Source organism: Azospirillum sp. A29 (genome assembly GCF_042604625.1).
GTDB lineage: Bacteria > Pseudomonadota > Alphaproteobacteria > Azospirillales > Azospirillaceae > Azospirillum > Azospirillum palustre.
The window spans coordinates 181,187-202,836 of record NZ_CP170467.1; the positions used below are offsets into that span (position 1 = coordinate 181,187).

Consider the following 21,650-nt stretch of genomic DNA (forward strand, 5'->3'; position numbering starts at 1 on the left):
CGCCATACCTGCGGATGTCCGATCGTCCGCGGACAGGTGCAGGCCGGGACCGGGCGGGTCGGAAAGCGGCGGTCGGTTCTAGGCGCCCGCGGTGACTCGGGGAAAGCGCAGGGTGAACCGTGTGCCTTCGCCGGGATGGCTTTCGACCCCGATGGCGCCGTGCAGGCGGCCGGTCACCAGATTGTAGACGATGTGCAGCCCCAGCCCGCTGCCGCCCGCCCCGCGCCGCGTGGTGAAGAAGGGGTCGAAGATCTTGGGCAACACGTCCGGCGCGATGCCGTTGCCGTCGTCGCCGACCGACAGCTCCACCATGTCGGGACCGAGCAGCCGGGCGGCGATGGCGATCCGGCCGGGCTGCTCCGGGTCCAGCGCATGGACCAGCGCATTCATGATCAGGTTGGTCAGGATCTGCGACAGCGCGCCGGGATAGCCGTCCAGTTCCAGGTCGGCCGGGCAGGCAACGTCGATGGTCAGGGCCGTCCGCGCCTTGTAGGTTGGGTGCAGGCTGCGCAGCAGCTCGTCGATGTAATCCCGCAGCAGGAAGGGGCGGCGCTCGTCGCTGGACTGGTCGACGGCGACCAGTTTGAAGCTCTGCACCAGATTGGCGGCACGGGTGCTGTTGGACAGGATCAGGCTGGCCATCTCCATCCCGTCGCTGAGGAAGCGCTGGAAGTCCGACTTCTTCAGCGCGTTCGCCGTGTGGCGGTCCGACAGCTCGCCGATCAGCGCCTGCAATTGCGAGGCGCCGGTAATGGTGATGCCGATTGGGGTGTTCACCTCATGCGCCACGCCGGCGACCAGCTGGCCGAGCGAGGCCATCTTCTCCGCCTGGATCAGGCTGGCCTGGGTCGCCTTCAGTTCGTCGAGCGCGCGTTCGGCGGCGTCGCGCGACTGGCGCAGGGCATGCTCCGCCTCCACCTCGCGCGTCACGTCGACCACCACCGCCTGGATCGCCGGGCCGTCCATCCAGTCGACGCGCCGGCCGGTCAGCTCCACCCACAGCCCGGCGCCGTCGGACCGGCAAGCGCGGATGCGGCGGCGCGGTGTCGACTGCCCGTTCTCCAGCAGCCGGTCGTACCCCTCGATCAGCGCCTGGCGTTCCGTCGTCGCCACCACCGACAGCAGGGACGGCAGGGCGACCACCTCCGTCACCGTCATGCCGAGCATGGCGGCGAAGCTGTCGTTGGCATAGAGCACATGGAAATCGCGATGGATGACGATGCCCTGGATCGAGCCTTCGACCAGATCGCGGAAGCGCCGCTCGTTGTCGGCCAGGGCCTGCTGGCGCCGGTCGATCTCCTCGATAAAATAGCGGATCGAGGCGCCGATGTCGGTGATCTCGTCGTCGCCATCCACCGGGACCGGAACCTGCCGGTCGACCGGAACCGGCCGGCCGGCCGGCGCCGCAATGCCGCACTGGGGGGACTGGCGGTTTCCCGACAGCCGGGCCAGCACCGCCCGATTCATCGCCACCAGCCGCGTCGACAGGAAGCGGCGGAAGAAGAAATAGACGCACACTGCCAGCAGAAGCGACGTTGCGGCCAGCACCATCACCGTGCGGGTGCGTTCGGCGATCAGCGCCGCCAGCGCATCTGTGCGCTCGGCCGACTGGTCGCGGATGGAATCGTAAAGTGCGCGGGTGGAGCGTTCGACCGTCTCGACCAGCACCTGGGCCTGTCCGGTCAGCGCCTGGGCACGGTTGCGGGCCTGCAGCCTGTCGATGGCGCTCTCGAACAGCCCGCCCGGCGCCACCAGCAGCGAGAACAGCTCCTCCTGCACGGTGGACATCATCTGCCCGGTGGGGTCGGGGGCGCCGCCCGACAGGCGGGCCAGTTCGGCCAGCGTGCGTTCGGCGGACCGCGCCTCCCCCTTCAGGCGGCTGAGATGATCGAGCTGCGTCGCTCCCGCCGCCCGCGCCATCAGCGCCCCGATGCGGGCCGCCCAGGCCCCGGTGTCCGGCATGCTCTCGATCGCCGCCGCCAGCCGGCTCAGCGCGCGGGCGGCTTCGGCCTGACGGTCGCCATAGTCGATCTGGCGCGTGACCTCGGCGTTCAGGTCGGCGACCGTGGCGGCCAGGATCAGCAGGGTGGAGCGTGTCTGCTCCAGCAGGCGGACATTGCCGTCGCGCTCGCCCGCGCCGGGATCGCCCTCCTTCATCAGGCCGCGCATGCGGGCGACCAGAAGCTGCATCGAATCCAGTTCCGTCACCAGCCCGTCATAGATGGACCGGCGCTGCGGCGTCGAGGCGGCGCCGGCGAGCTGCGGCAGTTGCGCCACCAGCTTCTGCAACGATCCGTGCAGTTCGGCGCTGGTGATGACCTCCGGCAGGGTGTTGGTGGACAGCGCAGCCACCTCCGCCCGGAACAGGCGGAAGGAGGACATCGACACGCCGCCGATCAGCAGCACCAGCAGCGCCATCACCGACAGGCCCAGCGTGATGCGGAGGGCGATGCCGAACCGCCGCCGCCGGCTCGGCGGCGGCGCCTGCGGCTTGCGCCGTGCCGTGCCGTCCATGACCGCCGCGTCGCGTGCCGGCAACGGGGGGGACGACAAGGCGGTGGAAGACAGCCCGTCCATCACCGCCTCACCGTCATGCGGCCGTCGAGCCGGGGAACGAACTCGCCGCTGCGGGCGATCTGGTCGATCATCTGGGTGGAGACGAATTCGGTGTTGCGGTCCTCCACCAGCCGCGGTGCGCCGGCCAGGACGCCGTAGCCGTCGCCCCCCGCCGCCAGGAAGCTGCTGGTCGCCAGACGGTAGCGGCCGGACAGGGCGACGGGCTTGCCGCCGACCGACAGGCTGCGCAGCCGCTGGCCGGGAGGACGGCCGAGGTCGATCTCGGCCCGGGCATTGGACAAATGGGGAAAGCGGCCCTGCAACTGCTCCACCGCCGACACGCCGCTCTCCACCACATCCCAGAGCTGCTGTCCGGAGACGTCCAGCACCACCCCGACATCGTGGAAGGGCAGTTCGGTGTAGATGTCGCGCCGGGTCAGCAGGGTGCCGGCCGGATACTGGCGGTCGCCGCGGATGCCGCCGCCATTGAACAGCGCCACGTCGCCGTCCAGCGCCTCGCGCAGCGTGTCGACCACCGCGTTGGCAAAAGCGTTCTCGCCCGTCCGCAGCGACTCCTTGCGGGTGTCGAGCGGTGCGGTGAGGCGTCCCACCTCCATCCGCAGCATGGTGTCGAGCCGCGCCGCATAGGCCCTGGCCTGGATCAGCACCGCCGGGTCGGGCGCCACCGTCGCCGTGTCGATCAGGCGCGGCGCCGGGGTCCAGCTCACCACCGGCTGGCCGTCCGGTCCGGCGGTCCGCTGCATCGTCAGGTCGAGCGCCAGCACCCAGGCGGCCTGCGGCCCGACCGTTGCGGACAGGAACCGGCCGTCGTAATCGACGGCGAAGGGGCGGCTGCGGTCCTGGTACAGCACGATGTCGGCCGGCCGGGCGGCCAGCACGCTGCGGTGGGTGTCGCCGGCATAGCCGGTCATCGCCACCACCAGATCGACACCCTCCGCCCGCAAGGCCGCGGCCTTGGCAGCCAGTGCCCGCACCGGATCGCGGAACTCGGTACGCTGGGTGCGGGTGGTCTCCCGCGTCAGCACCGGCGTCGCCGCCATCACGCCGATGCGCAGGGGGCCGGCGGTCAGCACCACCGCCTCCTCCAGACCGTCCGGCGTGCGGCCGGTGGAGCGGTCGACCGCGTTGGTGGTGACGATGGGGAAGCCGGCCTCGAAGGCGCGGGCGCTCAGCCGGTCGTCGCCATGATGGTATTCGCGGTTCAGCGCGGCCATCGCGTCGATGGTCATGCCGTTCAGCAGGTCGATTATGTGGGCGCCCTGGTCGTAGAAGGCGAGCACCGACGGCGCCAGCGTCTGTCCGCCATGCAGGACCAGCAGGTTGGGATGGGCGGCCCGCTCCTGCCGGATCATGCCGGCCAGCCGCGCCATGCCACCGCGCCCGGCGGTCTCGTCCAGGTCGGTGGTGCCCTGGGTGTAGAGGATGGTCAGCCGCACCGGCCCGCTGTCCGCCACGGTCGCCTTGGGGGAGGCGTCAGTCTCCTGCGCATAGGCCGGCAGGATCGCGGCGAGGCCGATGGCAAGGCCCAGCGCCAGCGATGCGGTCAGGGGCGGCGATGTCCTGCCGGGCCGGGTCCGCACCCCGCCGGCAGCGCCGATTGAAATACCGATAATGTCCATAGCCCGGCGTCACCATTGCCCCCGCACAGGATTATGCTCATTTTCCAGTCTTTGTTGAAGCGAAGCCGCGTTACGGGATTGTCATATTGATGACGCACCGCGGGGAAGTGCACTTTTCAACCACTCGTAGACTCCAAGGAGTCTCAGTATTTCGATCAACTTCATCCGAACCGGTGCCGGAACTGCGGCAAAACGTGGCGCCAGCCCCGCCCGCCGGGTCTTCGCCAAGGCGGCGCGGCGGGCATAGGCGACGCGATGCAGGGTGACGCGGCGCGCGGCGGTGTCGTAACAGGCGAAGCAGGCGCGGGCGTCGGCCCCGCGCGGCTCCCCCACCGTGCCGGGGTTCAGCAGGTAGAGCCCCTCCGCCCGCAACTCCACCCCCGCCGGGCTGTCGAGCGGCACCGCATGCACCGTCCCGTCGCGCCATTCCCACAGCCCGGCGCGGTGGGTGTGGCCGAAGGCGCAGATCCGCGCGCCCGATGGATGCGCCGCGAGCGCCCGCAGGCTCAAGGCCCGCTTTCCGTCATCGTCGAGCCGGACCAGCTCCTTGCCCATTTCCGGATGCAGGGCACCGTGGACGGCGACCAGCGTGCCGTCCACATCGGCGGTCAGGGGCAGGCCGGTCAGGAAGGCGCGGCTGTCCTCGTCCAGCCTTGCAACGGTCCAGGCGACGGCACGCGCCGCCGGGCCGCTGAACCCGTCGGTGCCGATCAGGCCCGCCACCGCCCGGTCATGGTTGCCGGCGATGCAGACTACGCCGGACTGCCGCAGCAGGGCGATGCAGGCGGCGAAGTCGGTGTTGTAGCCGACGATGTCGCCGAGGCAGACGATGCGCTCCGCCCCCTCCGCCCGAATGGCGTCAAGCGTCGCCTGCAACGCGTCCAGATTGGCGTGGATGTCGGAGATCAGGGCGATCTTCATGGGGTATCGGAGCTCAGGGCTTCACGAGGCGGGCGGACCGGATGCCGCCGGGCATGCGCGCGAGCAGCCGGTCCAGCTTCGGCCGCAGGAAGGGCATCGGGTCGTCCGGCGCGATTGCCTTCGCCTCGCAGCGCGCCACCCAAGCCAGCCAGCGCGCCGCCGGCACGCCGCCCTCCCGCGCCGCCAGCCGGTCCTTGCTGATGTGGCACCAGCAGGCGCCAGGCCGGGCCTTGGCCGGGGCAGGGCGGGGCCGGCCGGTCAGGTCCGCCTGCACCATCGCCGGCAGGTTCACCCCGGCCACCGCTCCCAGATGGTGCCACAGGTTGAAGCGCGGGTTGATCTCCAGCAGATGCAGCCGTCCCTCCGGGTCGCGCTTGAAGTCGAACTTGGCGACGCCGCGCAGGCCGATCTTCGCCGCGATCTCCCGACCGAGCGCCGCCACATCGGCGCCCTCGCCGTCGATGTCGGTGATAGTCAGCGCCGTGCTGTGGCCGTAATCGACGGGGTAGGTGCGGATCTTGCGCCCGGTGAATTCCCCGGCCACAGCGCCGCCGGCGTCGATATAGACATGGTGGCTTTCGATCCGCGTTTCCGGCCCGGGAATCAGCTCCTGCGCCAGCAGCTCGATGCCGACCGGGATCAGACGCGGCCACAGGGCGCGAAGCTCATCATGCCCGTCCAGCCGGATCGCCTTGCCCAGCCCCTCGATCTCGTCCCAGGGCGGACGGCGGGTCAACGGCTTGACGATGAGGGGATAGCGCAGATCCAGATCCGGCGCCTCGCTGCCCGGCAGAGGGCGCAGACGTCGGGTCCGCGGCACCGGCAGGCCCAGCCGTTCCGCCATCGCCTGGAACCGGCCCTTGTCTACCAGCGTCTCCACCAGTTCGGCGTCGGCCAGCGGAAGGCGGAAGACCGAGGCCAGCCGGTCGCGGTTGCGCGACACCATCAGGAGCTGGGCGTCCTCCTCCATATAGAGCACTGGCTTTTGCGACTGGGCGGCGCCGAAGCGCAGCAGACGGTCGACCAGCGTGCCGTCATTGCCGCCTTGCCAGGGGATCCGCTGGGCGGTGAAGCGGGAATGGGCGGTCGCCCCGTCCGGCGGCCCGACCACGGCACAGCGGATGCCGGCAAGCCCCAATGGGCGCACCAGATCCATGTCGCCCAACACGCAGGCCAGCGGCCCGGCCGTCATCCCGGTCTTCATCGCCAATTCCCCCGTTCGGATCCCGCACTCAGATACCTTTGGCCGGCGCGATCCATCCGCGCAGCGACCGCTTGACCGCATCGGCCATCACCCCACGCGCCCGGCGGACATGCGCCTCCATCCGCCGGCTGAACCGGTCGGGGCCGAGCGTCAGCCAGTTCATCGGCTGTTCGGCGTTGGAAAGCAGCGGCTTGTGCCCGGCCGGCGTCGACATGAAGTCGTAGCAATCCTCCCCGCGGGCCAGCGCGTCCTCGATGGCCAGCACATGGCTCAGCAGCCCCGGCTTCAGCCGGTTGTCGGCCTCGAAGGCGAAGCCGCCCTGATAGTTCAGCACGCGGTTGCGGTGGACGAAGTTGTAGAGATAGCCGACCGCCTGCCCGCCGGCGCTGACCCGGCTCAGCCGCACGGCGCCCTGCGGCATCCCCTCGGCGATCAGCCGCCGATGGAAGGGGCGGAAAGCGGCATTGGCGAAGGCCCCGGCCTGCCCACGCGCCTGCCATCCGGCCTGATGCAGCACCTCCAGCCCGGCGAAATACTCCAGCGCCTCGTCCACCGTCGTGGCAACGCGGTGTTCCAGCACGCCGCGGGCCCGGTAAAGCCGCTCGCTGCGGTTCACCGCCGCCCGCGTGTTGCGGCCGAGCCCGCCGCGGAAATCGCCTCCCGCCGCGCGCACCGTGGCGAAATCCACCCACTGTGCGGAATCGGCGACGCGCAGTTGCAGCGTGTGGCCGGTCCGCGCCGCCACCCGCCGGGCCGCCCGCTCCGCCGCCAGGGTCAGGCCGCCCAGCACCAGCTCGTCATTGGCGCTCAGCCGCTCGCCCAGCCAGTGCAGCATGGCGTCCGTCACCTCGTCGGCAAAACGGCGGTCGGCGAGGATGCCGTTATACTCCATGAACAACCGGTCATAGCCGCGGTCGCCGGTCTCGTGCAGCATCCAGCACCGGCTGGGCAGCAGCCCGAACCGTCGCCGCAGGCGCGGGCAGAGCAGGGCCAGCCCGACCGTTTCGCCCCCCTGGCGGGCGACCAGCAGCTGCGGCTCGATCCCGTCCGGCATCTGCGCCAGCCAGGGCCCGATCCAGGTCCAGGACAGGAAGAAGGAGGAGTCGGAGCGGCTTTCCAGCTCCGTCCATGCCCGTGCCAACTCCGGCATGGAGGGCAGGGCGCGCAGGGCGACCTGTATGTCGATTGGGGTTGCGGAACCGGTCGCCCTCTGCGGAAGGGTGCCGTCGGAGTCGGTGCGTGGCCAGATGCTCATCGGCGCGGCATCTCCGGTAGATATTCTCTACCGAAAACAACACGCTGGTCAGACGAACGGTCCCGTCTACGCCGGGGACACCCGAAAGTCTGCGCGGCGCGAACGGGTGCCGCGAAGTGGTAGGGGGCTATACGAAGTTGTCCGAATTCCCCTCCCCATGGAGAAGAGGGGAATTCGAACCCGAGCTCAACGCTTCACCGTGTCGGCGGACTGGCCGAACAGGATCTTCTTGCTGTCCTCATTCACCGTGGGCGTGCGGTTGGGGTTGATCTCCTGTCCCTTTTCATAGGCGCGCACCACCGCCGGCCGCTCCTTGATCGCGGTGAACCAGCGTTTCAGGTTGGGGAAGTTGTCTAGATCCTGCTGCTGGCGTTCGTGCGGGACGATCCACGGATAGCTCGCCATATCGGCGATGGACAGTTCGGCCCCGCCCAGGAACTCGTTGTCGGCAAGGCGCTTGTCCATCACGCCATAGAGACGGCTGGTCTCCTTGACGTAGCGCTCCATGGCGTAGGGGATGCGCTCCGGCGCGTATTGGACGAAATGGTGGTTCTGGCCGGCCATCGGGCCGAGGCCGCCGACCTGCCAGAACAGCCATTCGAGAACCGTCTTGCGGCCGCGCACGTCGCTGGGCAGGAACTTGCCGGTCTTCTCGGCGAGGTAGACGAGGATGGCGCCGGATTCGAACACGCTGATCGGCTCGCCGCCGTCGGCCGGGGCATTGTCGATGATCGCCGGCATGCGGTTGTTGGGCGAGAAGGCCAGGAAGTCCGGCTTGAACTGGTCGCCGGTGGAGATGTTGACCGGCTTGAAGCTGTAATCCAGCCCGGCTTCCTCCAGAAAGATCGTGATCTTGTGGCCGTTCGGCGTCGGCCAGAAATAGAGGTCGATCATCCCAAACCCTCCTGCGATTTATCGGCCCGATGGTCCAGGCCGTGATTTCGGGAAAAAGGTTAACCGCTTCGATCCGGCTGGCAAGCCCGCGCAGACGCGCGGCAGACCTCCAATCCGCCACATATATTTCGTCTAACGGAATTCAATTTCATTTTGTTGACAGGCATTTTCGCATCTGTCAGCGTGGCCAACGAACAGACGAGGCGGCGCCCCTCGATTTTTGATTTCCCCTGAAATCATTCTCCCCGGACGGAGAGCACGCATGGCCTTGGACACGGACGTTTTGGATCAACTGCTGGACACGCTGGGGCGCTTCGTCCGCGAGAAGCTGGTCCCGCTGGAGCACAAGGTGGCGGAGGACGACGCCATCCCGGCCGAGGTGATCGGCGCGATGCGTGAGATGGGCCTGTTCGGCCTGTCGATCCCGGAGGAGTATGGCGGACTCGGCCTGTCGATGACCGACGAGGTGCAGGTTGCTTTCCAGCTGGGGCAAACCTCACCGGCCTTCCGCTCGCTGATCGGCACCAACAACGGCATCGGCTCCCAGGGCATCGTCATCGACGGCACGGCGGAGCAGAAACAGCGCTACCTGCCACGTCTGGCCGCTGGCGAGATCGTCGGCGCCTTCGCCCTGACCGAGCCGGAGTCCGGCTCCGACGCCGGCTCGCTCCGCACGACCGCCCGGCGCGACGGCGACCATTTCATCCTGAACGGCACCAAGCGCTACATCACCAACGCGCCGCAGGCCGGACTCTTCACCGTCTTCGCCCGCACCGACCTGGACAGCCGCGACGCCCGCGGCGTGTCGGCCTTCCTGGCCGAAGCCGGAACGCCCGGCCTGTCGCTCGGCCCCATCGACAAAAAGATGGGCCAGAAGGGTGCCCACACCTGCGACGTGATCTTTGAGGACTGCCGCGTTCCGGCCAGCGCCATCCTGGGCGGCAAGGAGGGGCAGGGTTTCAAGACGGCGATGAAGGTGCTGGACCGCGGCCGTCTGCACATCGGCGCCGTCTGCGTCGGCCTGGCGGAGCGGCTGATCCGCGACAGCCTGTCCTACGCCATGGAGCGCAAGCAGTTCGGCCAGCCTCTCGCCGAGTTCCAGCTGATCCAGGCGATGCTGGCCGATAGCCGGGCGGAGGCCTATGCCGCCCGCTGCATGGTGCTGGAGACCGCGCGACGCCGCGACGCCGGGCAGAACGTCAACACCGACGCCGCCTGCTGCAAGATGTTCTCGACCGAGATGGTCGGCCGCGTCGCCGACCGCGCGGTGCAGATCCATGGCGGGGCCGGCTACATCGCCGATTACGGGATCGAGCGCTTCTACCGCGACGTCCGCCTGTTCCGCATCTACGAGGGCACCACCCAGATCCAGCAGCTCGTCATCGCCCGCAACATGATCCGGGAGGCGGCATGACCGCCGGGCGGCCGGTTCCCGATTTCACTGAAATGGTGGCGGCGCTGCCGCCACGCCTCAGCAACGCCGCACTCGCCTGGGCGGAACGGACTCCGGACGCCCCCGCCCTGTTCGACGGGACGCAGGAATGGAGCTACTGCCGGCTGGCCCAGGCGGTCGGCAGCGCCGCCGTGCAGTTGAATCGGCTGGGGGTGGTCGGCGGCGACCGGGTGATGATCGTCTGCGAGAACGGCCTCGCCGCCGTCACCCTGATCCTGGCCGCCAGCGAGTGCGACGCCTGGCCGGTCATCGTCAACGCCCGCCTGTCGGAGCGCGAGATCGACGGCATCCGCGACCATTGCCAGCCGCGCCGGATCTTCTATACCGATACGGTATCCCATGAGGCCGCTGCCCACGCCGCCCGCCATGGCGCGGAGCCGCTCGCCGACCCGGATCTGCCGCCGATGGCGGTCGGCCCGCTGCTGGACGCCGATCCGGAGCCGGTCCATGCCGGCAACATGCGGCAGGTCGGCGCGCTGATCTACACCTCCGGCACCACCGGCAAACCGAAGGGCGTGATGCTGTCGCACCGCGGCCTGCTGTTCGTCGCCTCGGTGTCGGGCTGGATGCGCGGGCTGGGGCCCAGCGACCGCACCTATGGCGTGCTGCCGGTCAGCCACGTCTTCGGGCTGGCCTCGACCTGCCTCGGCACCCTCTATGCCGGCGGCTGCCTGCACACCGTGCCCCGCTTCGCCCCCGCAGCGGTGTGGCAGGCCCTGGAACAGGATGGGGTGACGGTGTACCAGGGTGTTCCAGCCATGTACGCCAAGCTGGTTGAACACGCCACCGTCACCGGCCGCACGCCCACCGCGCCGGCCCTGCGCTACCTGTCATCGGGCGGCTCTGTGCTGGACCTCGACCTGAAGCTGGCGGTGGAGCGGGTCTTCGGCCTGCCGCTGCACAACGGCTACGGCCTGACCGAATGCTCGCCTACGGTGACGCAGACCCGGCTGGACGCGCCGCGCGGCGACACCTCCATCGGCCCGGCCCTGCCGCTGGTGGAGATGCGCTTCGTCGACCATGTCACCGGCCTGGATGTGGCCGATGGCGAGCCGGGGGAGCTGTGGGTCCGCGCCCCCAACGTCATGCTCGGCTATTATCGCGAACCGGCACTGACCGCCCAGGTCATCACCGACGACGGCTGGCTGAAGACCGGCGACGTCGCCCGGCTGGAACCGGACGGCTGCGTCGCCGTGGTCGGCCGCATCCGCGAGATCGTCATCCGCTCCGGCTTCAACGTCTATCCGGAGGAGGTGGAGGGGGTGCTGACCAGCCACCCGGCAGTGACGCTGGCCGCGGTGGTCGGCCATGCCGTCGCCGGCAACGAGGAGGTGGTGGCCTTCGTCCAGTTCGTTCCCGGCCGCGGCGCGACCGAGGAGGAGCTGAAAGCCTGGGCCGCCGAACGGCTCGCCCCCTACAAGCGCCCGTCGCGCATCGTCGCCATGGAGGCCCTGCCGGCCAGCCCGACCGGCAAGCTGCTGAAAAGCGGCCTCCGCGCGCTCGCCGCCGAGGTGACGGCCGCCTGACGCAGAGAAAAGACTCCGAAAAACAAAGCCTCAAAAAGCAAAGCCCATGGGAGGGACCAAAAGCATGACCCGGACGCTCGTCAATCTCGTAACCGTCTCGGCCCTCGCTCTGTCGGCGGCGTTCGGCGCCGGGGCGGCGCAGGCCAAGGAATTCCTCCTGGGCTCCGAACTGCCGCTGACCGGCAGCCTCGCCCGCGTCGGCCAGGGCATGCATGAGGGCATCTCCGTTGCCGTCGAGATGGCGAACAAAAGCTATGCCGGCAAGCACAGCTTCAAGGTCCAGACCATCGACGACGAAACCTCCCCCGCCAAGGGCGTGGCGGCGGTGGAGAAGCTGGCCGGCGACGGGGTGGTGGCAATCACCGGCGGCTACGGGTCCAACATCATCGGCCCGGCCTCGGAGGCGGCGCAGAAGGCCGGGCTGGTCTACATCACCTCGGGCGGCGTCTCCCCCGAACTGACCCAGCGCGGCTATCCCACCTTCTTCCGCATCAACAACACCGACGGCTATGCGCTCGCCATGATCGGCATGTTACAGGACATGGGCGCGAAGAAGGTCTCCATCGTCTATCTGAACAAGGACGCCACCAGCAGCCTCGCCAAACAGGTCAACAGCGCGCTGACCGCCAAGGGCGTCACGGTGGGCATGCACGAGTTCGACGGCTCCACCAGCGACTTCAAGCCGCTGATGAACAAGGTCAAGCTGCAGGATCGTCCCGACGTCATCGCCATGGTCGGCTACGAGAACGATTATGTCGGCATCCTGCGCGCAGCCAAGGTGCTGAAACCGCAGGTCAAGGCGATGGTCGGCGTCTGGTCGCTCGCCACCGCGCAGATGGCCAAGGAATTCCCTGACTTGATGGAGAACGTCTACGGCACCTCCATGCTGCCCTACCCGGTGGAATTCACCCAGCCGGAGGCGGTCGAGTTCGCCGCCACCTACAAGACGCTGTTCAACAAGGATCCCGACTATCTGGGGCAGTTCGGCTATGTCCAGACCCGCCTGTTGATCGACGCCGTCGTCCGCGCCGACGATACCGGGACGCTGTCCAAGGGCGGCTTGGCCGACGAGCTGCGCAAGACCGACGCCAACACCCTGATCGGCCGCGTCACCTTCGACAGGAACGGCGACAACCTGAACTTCACCCACCGCATGGGCCAGCACCAGGGCAGCAAGGTGGTTTTGGTCTGGCCGAAGGACGCCGCCAACGGAACGATGAACTTCCCGGCGGTGCCCTGGTGAGCGGATAGGCCCTCTTTCGCCCCCCGCCACCCCCCAATAGGGCGCATCCATGCTTGAACTGACGCTCCAGGCACTGTTCTCCGGCCTGCTCGCCGGCGGCTATTACGCGACCGTGGCGGTCGGGTTGGCGCTGGTGTTCGGGACCATGCGGGTCATCAACCTCGCCCATGGCGAGCTGGTGCTGCTGGCCGCCTATGTCGCCTATGCGGCGGAAACCACCTATGGTGTCAACCCGGTGATGGCGATCCCGGTGGCGCTGGTGATCGTCGGGTCGGCATCGGCCATCGTCTATGCGCTGCTCAGCCGCATCCGGCAGGACCGTGAGATCAACTCGCTGATCCTCACCTTCGGGCTGGGGATCATCCTGACCAACGCCATCCTGTCGATCTGGAAGGCCGACATCCATTCGACGTCCGATCCCTGGTTCCAGGATTCCCTGGTCGTCGCCGACACGCTGTTCGCGATGAATGCGGAGGTCGCGTCCTTCGTCGGCGGGCTGGTTCTTATGGCCGGCGTCTGGTGGTGGCTGAACCATTCCTGGCAGGGGCGCGCGGTGCGGGCGCTGTCGTCCAACCGGGCGGCGGCGACGCTGATGGGCGTCAACCCGCGCAAAATCGAGATCCTGTCCTTCCTGATCGCGGCCCTGCTCGCCACCTTCGCCGGCTTCGCCATCTACACCGGCAAGACCGTCTTCCCGGCGCTGGGCCATGTGCTGACGGTCAAGGCCTTCATCATCACCGTGCTGGCCGGGATGGGCTCGATCCCCGGCGTGCTGATCGGCGCGATCATGATCGGCGTCATCGAATCGCTGACGGTCACCTACCTGTCGGCCTCGCTTCAGGAATTGGCGGGCATGATCCTGTTCCTGGTCGTGCTGTTCGTCTCGCCTTCGGGCCTGTTCGGCGGGGGGAGGGCACTGGCGCGATGAGAAATTCCCAGATGAACCGTCTTCTTCTGATCGCCGCACTCGCCGTCGCCTATGTCGGCGTGCCTTTGCTGTTCGGCGGCAACGCCTATGTGCTGGGGCTGATCGTGGCGGCGCTGACCATCGCCGGGGTGGCGGTGGCCTGGGCGCTGCTCGGCAATCTCGGCGGCATGGTCAGCTTCGGCCACGCCGCCTTCTTCGGGGTGGGCTCCTACACCTCCGCCGTGCTGGCGATGAAGCTGGGGGTGCCGGTCTTCGCATCCATGCTGCTGGGCGGGGTGGGGGCGGCGCTGTCGTCCATCGCTATGCTGCCGGCGCTGCGGCTGCGCGGGCCCTATTTCGCGCTCGCCATCCTCGCCTACGCCCACATCTTCCAGATTCTGACGACCGAGATGACGCCGGTTACCGGCGGGGCCGGCGGGCTGCTGTCGATCCCGCGCTTTCCGAAAGTCCTGGGCTTCGATTTCGGCGAGAAGCTGGGCGGCTACCTGATCATCCTGACCATCGTGGTGCTGGCGGCCCTCGCCTATAACGCCATCCGGCGCAGCACCTGGGGCCTCGCCCTGAAGGCGATGCACGACACCGAGGTGGCGACCCGCGTCGTCGGCGTACCCAGCACCCACCTGAAGGCGGCGATGCTGGTGCTGTCGGCCTTCATCACCGGGGTGGTTGGCGCTTTCAACGCCCATTTCATCAGCTTCCTCGACCCCGACTACGCCTTTTCCAGCGGCTGGACCGTGCTGCCGATCGCCGCGGCCATCTTCGGCGGCTACCGCACGGTGTGGGGGCCGGTGGTGGGGGCCTTGGCGATCTATCTGGTCGACCAGCTGCTGTTCAAGCCGATCCTGCCGCATGGCCACCAGATGATCCTGGGCGTGCTGCTCTGCGCCATGATCCTGTTCAGCCCCGGCGGGCTGATGCCGGCCCTGCGCCGCCGCCCGGTGAAGGAGAGCCGCCATGCTCACGCTTGAAGGCGTCCAGGTCAATTTCGGCGGCGTCCAGGCGCTGAAAAGCGCCAGCTTCTCCGTCGCCGAAGGGGAGAGCATCGGTCTGGTCGGCCCCAACGGCGCCGGGAAGACCACGCTGTTCAACGTCATCTCCGGGGTGGTGCGGCCGACCGCCGGGCGGCTCGACTTCCGCGGCACCTCGCTGCTGAAGCTGCCGGAATGGAAACGGGCACGGCTCGGCATCGGCCGCAGCTTCCAGATCCCGCGCCCCTTCGGCCACTGCACGGTGCGGGAGAACCTGCTGGTCGCCCAGCGCTTCGGCGCCGGGAAAAAGGACCCGAAGCGGATCGACGAGATCCTCGAAATCCTGAACCTGCGCGACAAGGCTGACCGCGAAGCCACCGGCGAACTGGCATTGACCGAGCACAAGGCGCTGGAGGTCGGCAAGGCATTGGCGACCGAGCCGAGCCTCCTCCTGCTGGACGAGGTGCTGGCCGGGCTGGAAACCAGCAGCAAGCGCGCCTTCATGGAACGGCTGGCGGCAGTGCGCGACCGCTACCGCCTCGCCATGGTCATCATCGAGCATGACATCGCCACCATCGCCGCGCTCTGCACGCGGGTGCTGGTGCTGAATTTCGGCCAGATCATCGCCGACGGCTCCCCCGACGCGGTGTTCCGCGACCCGGAGGTGATCCGCAGCTACACCGGCGAAACCACCCTTGCGGAGGCGTCATGACCAACGCGCTCGACATTCTGACGCTGCGGGCTGGCTATGGTGCGATCAATGTGCTGTGGGACGTCTCGCTGTCGGTGCAGGCCGGCAAGACCACGGTGATCGTCGGCCCGAACGGTGCCGGCAAGACCACGCTGCTGCGCGCCATCATGGGGCTGGTGCCCGCCACCTCCGGCGACATCCGCGTCGACGGGCAGAGCCGCAAAGCGGCGAAGACCTGGGACAGGGTGGCCGACGGGCTGGTGATGATCCCCGAGGGCCGGATGATCTTCCCCGACATGACGGTGGAGGACAACCTGATGATGGGCGCCTTCCCGCGCGGCTGCCGCAAGGACTGGAAGCGCAACAAGGCCATGGTCTTCGACATGTTCCCGCGGCTGGCGGAGCGGTGCGGCCAGATCGCCGGCACCCTGTCGGGCGGCGAGGCGCAGATGCTCGCCATCGGCCGCGGCCTGATGGAGCAGCCGCGCGTCTGCCTTATCGACGAGCCGTCGCTCGGCCTCGCCCCTGTGGTGGTGGACGAGATCTTCCGCATCCTGGCGCGGCTGCGGGCGGAGGGCCTGACCATCCTGCTGGTGGAGCAGAACACCAGCCGCGCCCTGAAGATCGCCGACCATGTCTATCTGATGCAGTCGGGCAAGGTCGTGCTGTCCGAACGCGGCGACCGGGTGGACCTGGAGCGTCTTCACGCGCTTTACTTCGCGCACGAAACAGCCGCGTGATGGAACAGGGTATGGACGATCTGCTGAACGGGGAGCCGGAATCGGGCTTCCAGCGCCTGCTGGGCTACGCCTTGAGTCGCTGGGAGGAGGGCGAGGCGGAGCTGGCGATGGCCATCGATGACCGCCACCTGAACCGGGCCGGCGTGGTGCATGGCGGGGTTCTGGTGACGCTTTTGGACACGGTTTCCGGATTCTCGGCAACATACTGTCCCTTCCCCGGCCGGGTGCGGCGGGTGGTGACGCTGTCCCTGTCGACGAGCTTCCTGGGTCAGGCACGCACCGGTACGCTGGTCGCCATCGGCCGGCTGCGCGGCGGCGGGCGCAAGATCATCGGCATTGCGGCGGAGATCCGCCACGCCGATACCGGCGCCCTGATCGCCACGTCGGAAGGCATGTTCAAATACCGGCCGGGCAGCGAAAACCGGGAGGGAACCGAGCTATGAGCGGACAATTGACCGTCGCGCGCCAGGGCCGCGTGATGGTGCTGACGATGGACGACGCGGCCACCAAGAATGCGCTGGGCCCGGAGATGATGGCCGCCGCGCGCGACGCGCTGGTGCAGGCGGCCGAGGATCCGGGGGTGGGCGCCATCGTCCTGACCGGTGCCAACGGCACCTTCTGTTCCGGCGGCAACCTGGGCCGGCTGCTCGGCAACGCCAAGGCCGACCCGGAGGTGACCCGCGCCAGCCTGGAGCGCTTCCATGGCTGGACCCGCGCCATGCGCGCCTGCCCGAAGCCGGTGATCGCCGCCGTCGAGGGGGCCGCCGCCGGGGCGGGCTTCTCGGTGGCGCTCGGCTGCGACCTGATCGTCGCGGCGGAGGATGCCGTGTTCACGCTCGCCTACGTGAAGGTCGGGCTCAACCCCGACGGCGGGGCGTCGGCCTTCCTCGCCCGTGCCGCGACGCCGCAGCTGGCGGCCGAGATCATGTTCGAAGGCGGCAGGATCGGTGCTGCGCGGCTGGCCCAGCTTGCCATCGTCAACCGGGTGGTGGCGCCCGGCGCGACGCTGGCCGAGGCGCTCGCCTGGGCGCAGCGGCTGGCGGACGGGCCGACGCTCGCCATCGGCCGGGCCAAGCGGCTGATCGAGAGCGGTTTCGGCGCGCCCGACGACCAGCTCGACCGCGAGGCCGCCTTCTTCGTCGAAGCCCTGCATGGGGCGGAGGCGGCGGAGGGCATCACCGCCTTCTTCGAGAAGCGCGCGCCGAACTACCCCCGTTGAAAACCTGCCATAACGGCCGGGCTTATCGTCAGGCCAGCAGCGACAGGGTAGGATCGGGCGGAGTGGGTGCGGCGTTTTCCAGGGTGCGGACGATGTCCGACGGCGCCCCGGTCAGCCTCAGCGGCTCCGCCCGGCCGGCGAAATACAGATCGGTGCCGCCGTCGCCCGCGGTGCGCAGGTAGGCGACGGCGATGGGGTTCACCAAAACGGTTTCCCCGGACGTGTCGGTCAGTTCGACGAATGCCATTGCGTGTATCCTCTCTCGCGTCCGGGTAAAACGCTCCGCAATGGTATATGTTTCCAACCCGGACGTTCAGTAGGGCGCCATGACCGGAAGGGAGTACCCCTTCGACCTCTTGAACGGAACGGAACCGCGACAAACATGGGCGGTTCAGTTGATCGAAGCCGAACAGGCTTCGGAAACCGGACGGAACGGGCTATAAGCCCGCACCGTCATTCAAGGGAGCATGCCGTCTTGAAGGTGCTTGTCGTCGAGGACGATCCGCTGATCGGTCCGGCCGTGAAGGCCGTTCTGGAGAATGCGGGCTATACCGTGGTTGGACCGCTGCGCGACGCCGCCAAGGCTACGCGGGTCGGTGCCCGCGAATGTCCCGAACTGGCGCTGGTCGACGTCAATCTCGCCGGTGGGGAGAATGGCTTGGTCCTGGCCCGTCGCCTGTGGGAGGAGAATGGTATCCCGTCGCTGCTGATGACCGGCTTCGATCACCATGCCGCCGAAGCCCGTGCCTTCGCCATGGGCCTGCTGCGCAAGCCGGTGATGCCGGACGCGCTGGTCCAGGCCGTCGGCGCCGCCGGCGAAATCCTGGGCGGCCTGCGCCCGTCCTCCACGCCGGCCGCGCTGGAGATTTTCCACGGCTCCGCCGCCATGGCCGCCGGCCTGCCGAAGGCGCGCACGGCCTGACCGTTCGCTGTCGCCGAGACACGTGGAAACGCCCGCCCTTCGGCGGGCGTTTTCGTTTCGGCCGGCCGCGCGATCATTCCTGGCCGGGCTTGTTGGTGTGATGGCAATCGGGGACGAACCGGACCCCACGGACAAGTTTCCGGCCCGCCGCCATCCGGCGTTGACGGGCCGCCCAGCGAAAGGAATCCCCATGAAGAGCCTGATGATCGGCGCCGCCACCGCCCTGGCCCTGCTGGCCGCCCCGGCCTTCGCCGCCGACAGCGGTTCAATCTCCGGCAGCCCGGCGGCCAACAGCGCCGGCTCAAGCACCAACTCAAACCAGACCAACCCGCCCTGCACGTCGAACAACCAGCTCGGCTGCGGCAGCATGGGTGGGGTGGACAGCAAGAGCGGCGCCACCAGCGGTTCTTCGAAGGGCAGCGGGTCGATGACCGGTTCCGGCTCTTCCAGCTCGACCAACGGCACCGGCGGCAACAGCCTGGGCAACAGCGGCTCGATGGGCACCGGTTCCGACGGCCCGGTCGGCACCCAGCAGCCGTCAGGCTCGATGGGCGGTTCGACGGGTGGCGGCTCCTCCACCGGCACCGGCAGTACCGCCCGCTGACCCAGGCGGTCCAGACATGAGGAAGGGCGCGCGGTCACCCGCGCGCCCTTTTCCGTACCAGACTGTCCGTCAGCCCTCGGCGGACAGCAGCGCCACCGGCAGGTCCGCGAACAGTGTCGCCGCCATCACCGCGTCACCGCCCTCGACCTCCGCCCCCGTCAGGCGATTGCGCCAGCCGGTGCCGCGCGGCAGCGGGATGGCGGTGTTGCCCCAATCGGGCTTTTCGCCCAACTGACCGACCAGCCGCGGCACGGCCACCACCACGGTTGCGTCACCGTTGCGGCGGGCATAGGCCACCACATGGTCGGCACGCTCGCCGGCGGCCTCCAGCGGCAGATACTCGCCGGCGCTGAAGACCTCCGGCATCTCGCCACGGACCGCCAGAGCCTGACGGGTCACCGCCAGCTTCACCGCACCGTCGGTCCAGCGCTCCAGCAGGCCGGCGACGGCACCACGCTCCGCGACACCTTCGACCTCCTCCAGCAGCGTGCGGCGGGCGTCATAGTCCACGGGCAGCCGGTTGTCCGGATCGACGAGGCTGAGATTCCACAGTTCGCAGCCCTGATAGATGTCGGGCACCCCGGGGCTGGTCAGCTTCAGCAGGGCCTGGGCGAGGCCGTTGACCATGCCGATGCGGGCCAGCGACGCCTGGAAGGGCAGGAATGCTTCCAGGAAGGCATTCCGGCGGGTCACGTCCAGCGCATCGTGGATGAAGCTGACGACCGCCCCTTCATAGGCCTCGTTGGGCGCCGCCCAGGTCGAATGCACCTTGGCCTCGCGCATCGATTTGGTCATGGCGCCGACGATGCGCTCGGCGAAGGCCGTCATCGCCGACTGTTCGATCCGGTCGACCGGGGCGCCGGTCAGCTCCGCCGGCCAGGCGCCGAGCAGCAGCTGATAGAACAGATACTCGTCGTTGCGGTCGGGCGGCGCGGTGCCTTCCACATCGCCACGGCGGGCACGCAGCAGCCGGCTCCAGGTCTGGATCTGCCGCTCCCACTCCTCCGGCATCTCCGACAGGGCATAGAGGCGGGCGCGGGTGTCCTCGCCGCGCTTGGTGTCATGGGTCGTGCTGGCCAGCATGTTGCCCGGCCAGTTGCGGGCCCGGTCCTGGTTCGCCCGGTGGAAGGCGGAGACGCTGACGCCGAAATGGTCGGGATGGCCGCCGACCTCGTTCAGCGCCACCAGCCGGTTGTAACGGTAGAAGGCGGTGTCCTCCAGCCCCTTGGCCATCACCGGCCCGCTGTATTGCTGGAATCGCATGGCGAAACGGGTGACCTGCCGGTGGCTGTAGCCGCTCTTGGGGGCCGCCACCAGATCGGTGGTCAGCAGGCGTTGCAGGAAATCATAGACCGAGCCGTCCGGTCCCTGCTCGACCCGCCGCGCTTGGGAGATCGCCCAGTCGATGTCACGGCGGTCCAGATCGCTCGGCACGCCGCCGTCGACATAGGTGCGATAGACGGGGAAGCGCGCGATGGTCTCCTTCAGCGCCTGATGCAGGATGTTGGCGGTGAAGTCGGCGGTGGCGGGGTTGGAGCGGGCGATGCGCGCCGCCTTGCGCGACAGCACGTTCAGCTCGCTCGCCATCTCGCTTTCCATGATGCGGATCTTGCACTGCCGCACCACCTCTTCGAAATCGTCGCGCCGGCCGATGAAGTCGGCATAGAGGCGGGTGAAGGCCTCCTCCGCCTTGGGATCGACGAACAGGCCGCCCATCAGGTTGGCATATTCGTAGCCGGTGGTGCCGTCGATGGGCCAGTCCTCCCGCAGCCGCTCGTGCCGGGCCAGAATCTTCTCGACCACCAGATAGAAGGGCTTGGAGGACGCGGCGACCAGCCGCTCGCAATAGCCCTTGGGGTCGATCAGCCCGTCGATGTGGTCGATGCGGATGCCGTCGAGCGTGCCGTCCGCCACCATCCCCAGCACCATGCGGTGGGCGACGTCGAACAGCTCCGGCTCGTCCATGCGCAGGCCGGCCAGTTCGTTGATGTTGAAGAAGCGGCGGTAATTGATGTCGTCGGCCGCGACCTTGAAATAGGCGACGCGCCAGTTCTGCCGGCCGATCAATTCGTGCAAATGACCCCAGCTGTCGATCTCCCCCTGATAACCCCGGAAGACGGACAGCCGTTGGGCAATCGCATCGGCCACGTCCGGCCGTGTCGCCACCAGCGTCGCCAATTCCGCCTTCTGAACGCCGGCCCGCGCGATCTGATGGGGCCGGGCGTAGGCAAGATGGGCGAATGCATCGCCGATCCGCTCCAGATCCGGGTGGTCGGTTCCGAGGATGGTGCCGTAATCCTGCGGCCGCACCGGCAGCTTGTGGCTGTCATAGGCCCAGACGGCGAAGCTGCCGGTCTCCGGATCGAAGCGCAGATCCAGCCCGCCCGACACCAGCACCGCGCCATACTGGTCGCCCAGGAAGGGGACCAGAAGCTTGCCCTGGAGATAACGGTAGTCGGATTCCCATTCGATGTCGAAATACCCGGCATACGGGCTTTCCGGCCCCCACTCCAACACATTCAACCACCATTCGTTGTCGGAACCGCCGACCCCCATGTGGTTGGGAACGAAGTCCAGGATCTGGCCCAGCCCGTTGCGCTTCAGTGCCTCCACCAGATCGCGGAAGTCGTTCTGGTCGCCGACCTCCGGGTTCAGCTCGTTGTGATTGACGATGTCGTAGCCGTGGGTGCTGCCCGGCCGCGCCTTCATGTAGGGGGAGGCGTAGAGATGGCTGACGCCCAGGCGGGCGATGTAATCGGCGATGGCGGCGGTGCGGTCGAAACCGAACTCGCCATTCAGTTGGACCCGGTACGTCGCACGAGGGATGGGTTTGCCGGCGGCGGGGGCCATGGGTGTGTGCTCCTCGGAATGGGAAGGGCGGAGTGG

The 21,650-nt window shown here is 68.4% G+C and carries 19 protein-coding genes; 11 read left to right on the forward strand and 8 right to left on the reverse strand.

The features are described from left to right. Positions 1-78: 78 nt before the first annotated feature. From ABNQ38_RS28905 to ABNQ38_RS28930, 6 genes are all read right to left on the reverse strand, one after another. A complete protein-coding gene (locus ABNQ38_RS28905; RefSeq protein WP_377810767.1) occupies positions 79-2,577 on the reverse strand; it encodes an ATP-binding protein in 2,499 nt (832 codons plus the stop codon). Further along, the gene (locus ABNQ38_RS28910; protein ID WP_377810768.1) at positions 2,577-4,196 is read right to left on the reverse strand and encodes a bifunctional metallophosphatase/5'-nucleotidase; all 1,620 of its coding nucleotides are present in this window, start codon (positions 4,194-4,196) and stop codon (positions 2,577-2,579) included. The genes ABNQ38_RS28905 and ABNQ38_RS28910 overlap by 1 nt, the downstream gene beginning before the upstream one ends. A gap of 81 nt (positions 4,197-4,277) precedes the next feature. After that, the gene (locus ABNQ38_RS28915) at positions 4,278-5,117 is read right to left on the reverse strand and encodes a metallophosphoesterase family protein (protein WP_377810769.1); all 840 of its coding nucleotides are present in this window, start codon (positions 5,115-5,117) and stop codon (positions 4,278-4,280) included. A 13-nt stretch (positions 5,118-5,130) separates the two neighbouring features. Then, on the reverse strand, positions 5,131-6,321 hold the full coding sequence (locus ABNQ38_RS28920) for an ATP-grasp domain-containing protein (RefSeq protein ID WP_377810770.1): 1,191 nt from the start codon (positions 6,319-6,321) through the stop codon (positions 5,131-5,133). 28 nt (positions 6,322-6,349) lie between these two features. Further along, the gene (locus ABNQ38_RS28925) at positions 6,350-7,576 is read right to left on the reverse strand and encodes a GNAT family N-acetyltransferase (RefSeq protein ID WP_377810771.1); all 1,227 of its coding nucleotides are present in this window, start codon (positions 7,574-7,576) and stop codon (positions 6,350-6,352) included. A gap of 186 nt (positions 7,577-7,762) precedes the next feature. Beyond that, positions 7,763-8,470 carry a glutathione binding-like protein gene (locus ABNQ38_RS28930; protein ID WP_377810772.1) on the reverse strand — a complete coding sequence of 236 codons (708 nt, stop codon included), beginning with the start codon at positions 8,468-8,470 and terminating at the stop codon, positions 7,763-7,765. A gap of 262 nt (positions 8,471-8,732) precedes the next feature. Here ABNQ38_RS28930 and ABNQ38_RS28935 point away from each other — a divergent pair, with 262 nt between their 5' ends. From ABNQ38_RS28935 to ABNQ38_RS28975, 9 genes are all read left to right on the forward strand, one after another. Next, complete coding sequence (locus ABNQ38_RS28935) at positions 8,733-9,884, forward strand: acyl-CoA dehydrogenase family protein (protein ID WP_377810773.1); 1,152 nt, start codon at positions 8,733-8,735, stop codon at positions 9,882-9,884. Further along, the gene (locus ABNQ38_RS28940; RefSeq protein ID WP_377810774.1) at positions 9,881-11,449 is read left to right on the forward strand and encodes a class I adenylate-forming enzyme family protein; all 1,569 of its coding nucleotides are present in this window, start codon (positions 9,881-9,883) and stop codon (positions 11,447-11,449) included. The genes ABNQ38_RS28935 and ABNQ38_RS28940 overlap by 4 nt, the downstream gene beginning before the upstream one ends. A 64-nt stretch (positions 11,450-11,513) precedes the next feature. Then, complete coding sequence (locus ABNQ38_RS28945; protein WP_377810775.1) at positions 11,514-12,692, forward strand: ABC transporter substrate-binding protein; 1,179 nt, start codon at positions 11,514-11,516, stop codon at positions 12,690-12,692. Positions 12,693-12,741: 49 nt separating this feature from the next. Beyond that, entirely contained in the window at positions 12,742-13,620 is an 879-nt protein-coding gene (locus tag ABNQ38_RS28950; RefSeq protein WP_377810776.1) for a branched-chain amino acid ABC transporter permease, read from the forward strand. A gap of 11 nt (positions 13,621-13,631) precedes the next feature. Further along, a complete protein-coding gene (locus ABNQ38_RS28955; protein WP_377810777.1) occupies positions 13,632-14,588 on the forward strand; it encodes a branched-chain amino acid ABC transporter permease in 957 nt (318 codons plus the stop codon). After that, positions 14,575-15,300 carry an ABC transporter ATP-binding protein gene (locus tag ABNQ38_RS28960; protein ID WP_377810778.1) on the forward strand — a complete coding sequence of 242 codons (726 nt, stop codon included), beginning with the start codon at positions 14,575-14,577 and terminating at the stop codon, positions 15,298-15,300. The genes ABNQ38_RS28955 and ABNQ38_RS28960 overlap by 14 nt, the downstream gene beginning before the upstream one ends. Continuing rightward, complete coding sequence (locus tag ABNQ38_RS28965; protein WP_377810779.1) at positions 15,297-16,019, forward strand: ABC transporter ATP-binding protein; 723 nt, start codon at positions 15,297-15,299, stop codon at positions 16,017-16,019. The genes ABNQ38_RS28960 and ABNQ38_RS28965 overlap by 4 nt, the downstream gene beginning before the upstream one ends. Continuing rightward, the gene (locus tag ABNQ38_RS28970) at positions 16,019-16,462 is read left to right on the forward strand and encodes a PaaI family thioesterase (protein WP_377811127.1); all 444 of its coding nucleotides are present in this window, start codon (positions 16,019-16,021) and stop codon (positions 16,460-16,462) included. Before ABNQ38_RS28965 ends, ABNQ38_RS28970 begins: the two co-directional genes overlap by 1 nt. Then, on the forward strand, positions 16,459-17,238 hold the full coding sequence (locus ABNQ38_RS28975; protein ID WP_377810780.1) for an oxepin-CoA hydrolase, alternative type: 780 nt from the start codon (positions 16,459-16,461) through the stop codon (positions 17,236-17,238). Before ABNQ38_RS28970 ends, ABNQ38_RS28975 begins: the two co-directional genes overlap by 4 nt. A 28-nt stretch (positions 17,239-17,266) precedes the next feature. On the opposite strand, the gene ABNQ38_RS28980 is transcribed toward ABNQ38_RS28975, so the two are convergent. Next, on the reverse strand, positions 17,267-17,485 hold the full coding sequence (locus ABNQ38_RS28980) for a hypothetical protein (protein ID WP_377810781.1): 219 nt from the start codon (positions 17,483-17,485) through the stop codon (positions 17,267-17,269). Positions 17,486-17,719: 234 nt separating this feature from the next. Between ABNQ38_RS28980 and ABNQ38_RS28985 the strand changes: the two genes are divergently transcribed. Both ABNQ38_RS28985 and ABNQ38_RS28990 read left to right on the forward strand, forming a co-directional pair. Then, complete coding sequence (locus ABNQ38_RS28985; protein ID WP_244592578.1) at positions 17,720-18,160, forward strand: response regulator; 441 nt, start codon at positions 17,720-17,722, stop codon at positions 18,158-18,160. Positions 18,161-18,350: 190 nt separating this feature from the next. Then, the gene (locus tag ABNQ38_RS28990) at positions 18,351-18,764 is read left to right on the forward strand and encodes a hypothetical protein (protein WP_377810782.1); all 414 of its coding nucleotides are present in this window, start codon (positions 18,351-18,353) and stop codon (positions 18,762-18,764) included. Positions 18,765-18,833: 69 nt separating this feature from the next. Here ABNQ38_RS28990 and treY read toward each other — a convergent pair whose 3' ends face one another. Next, positions 18,834-21,614 (reverse strand): malto-oligosyltrehalose synthase, encoded by a 2,781-nt coding sequence (gene treY, locus ABNQ38_RS28995; RefSeq protein ID WP_377810783.1) that lies wholly within the window; start codon positions 21,612-21,614, stop codon positions 18,834-18,836. Positions 21,615-21,650: the final 36 nt, after the last annotated feature.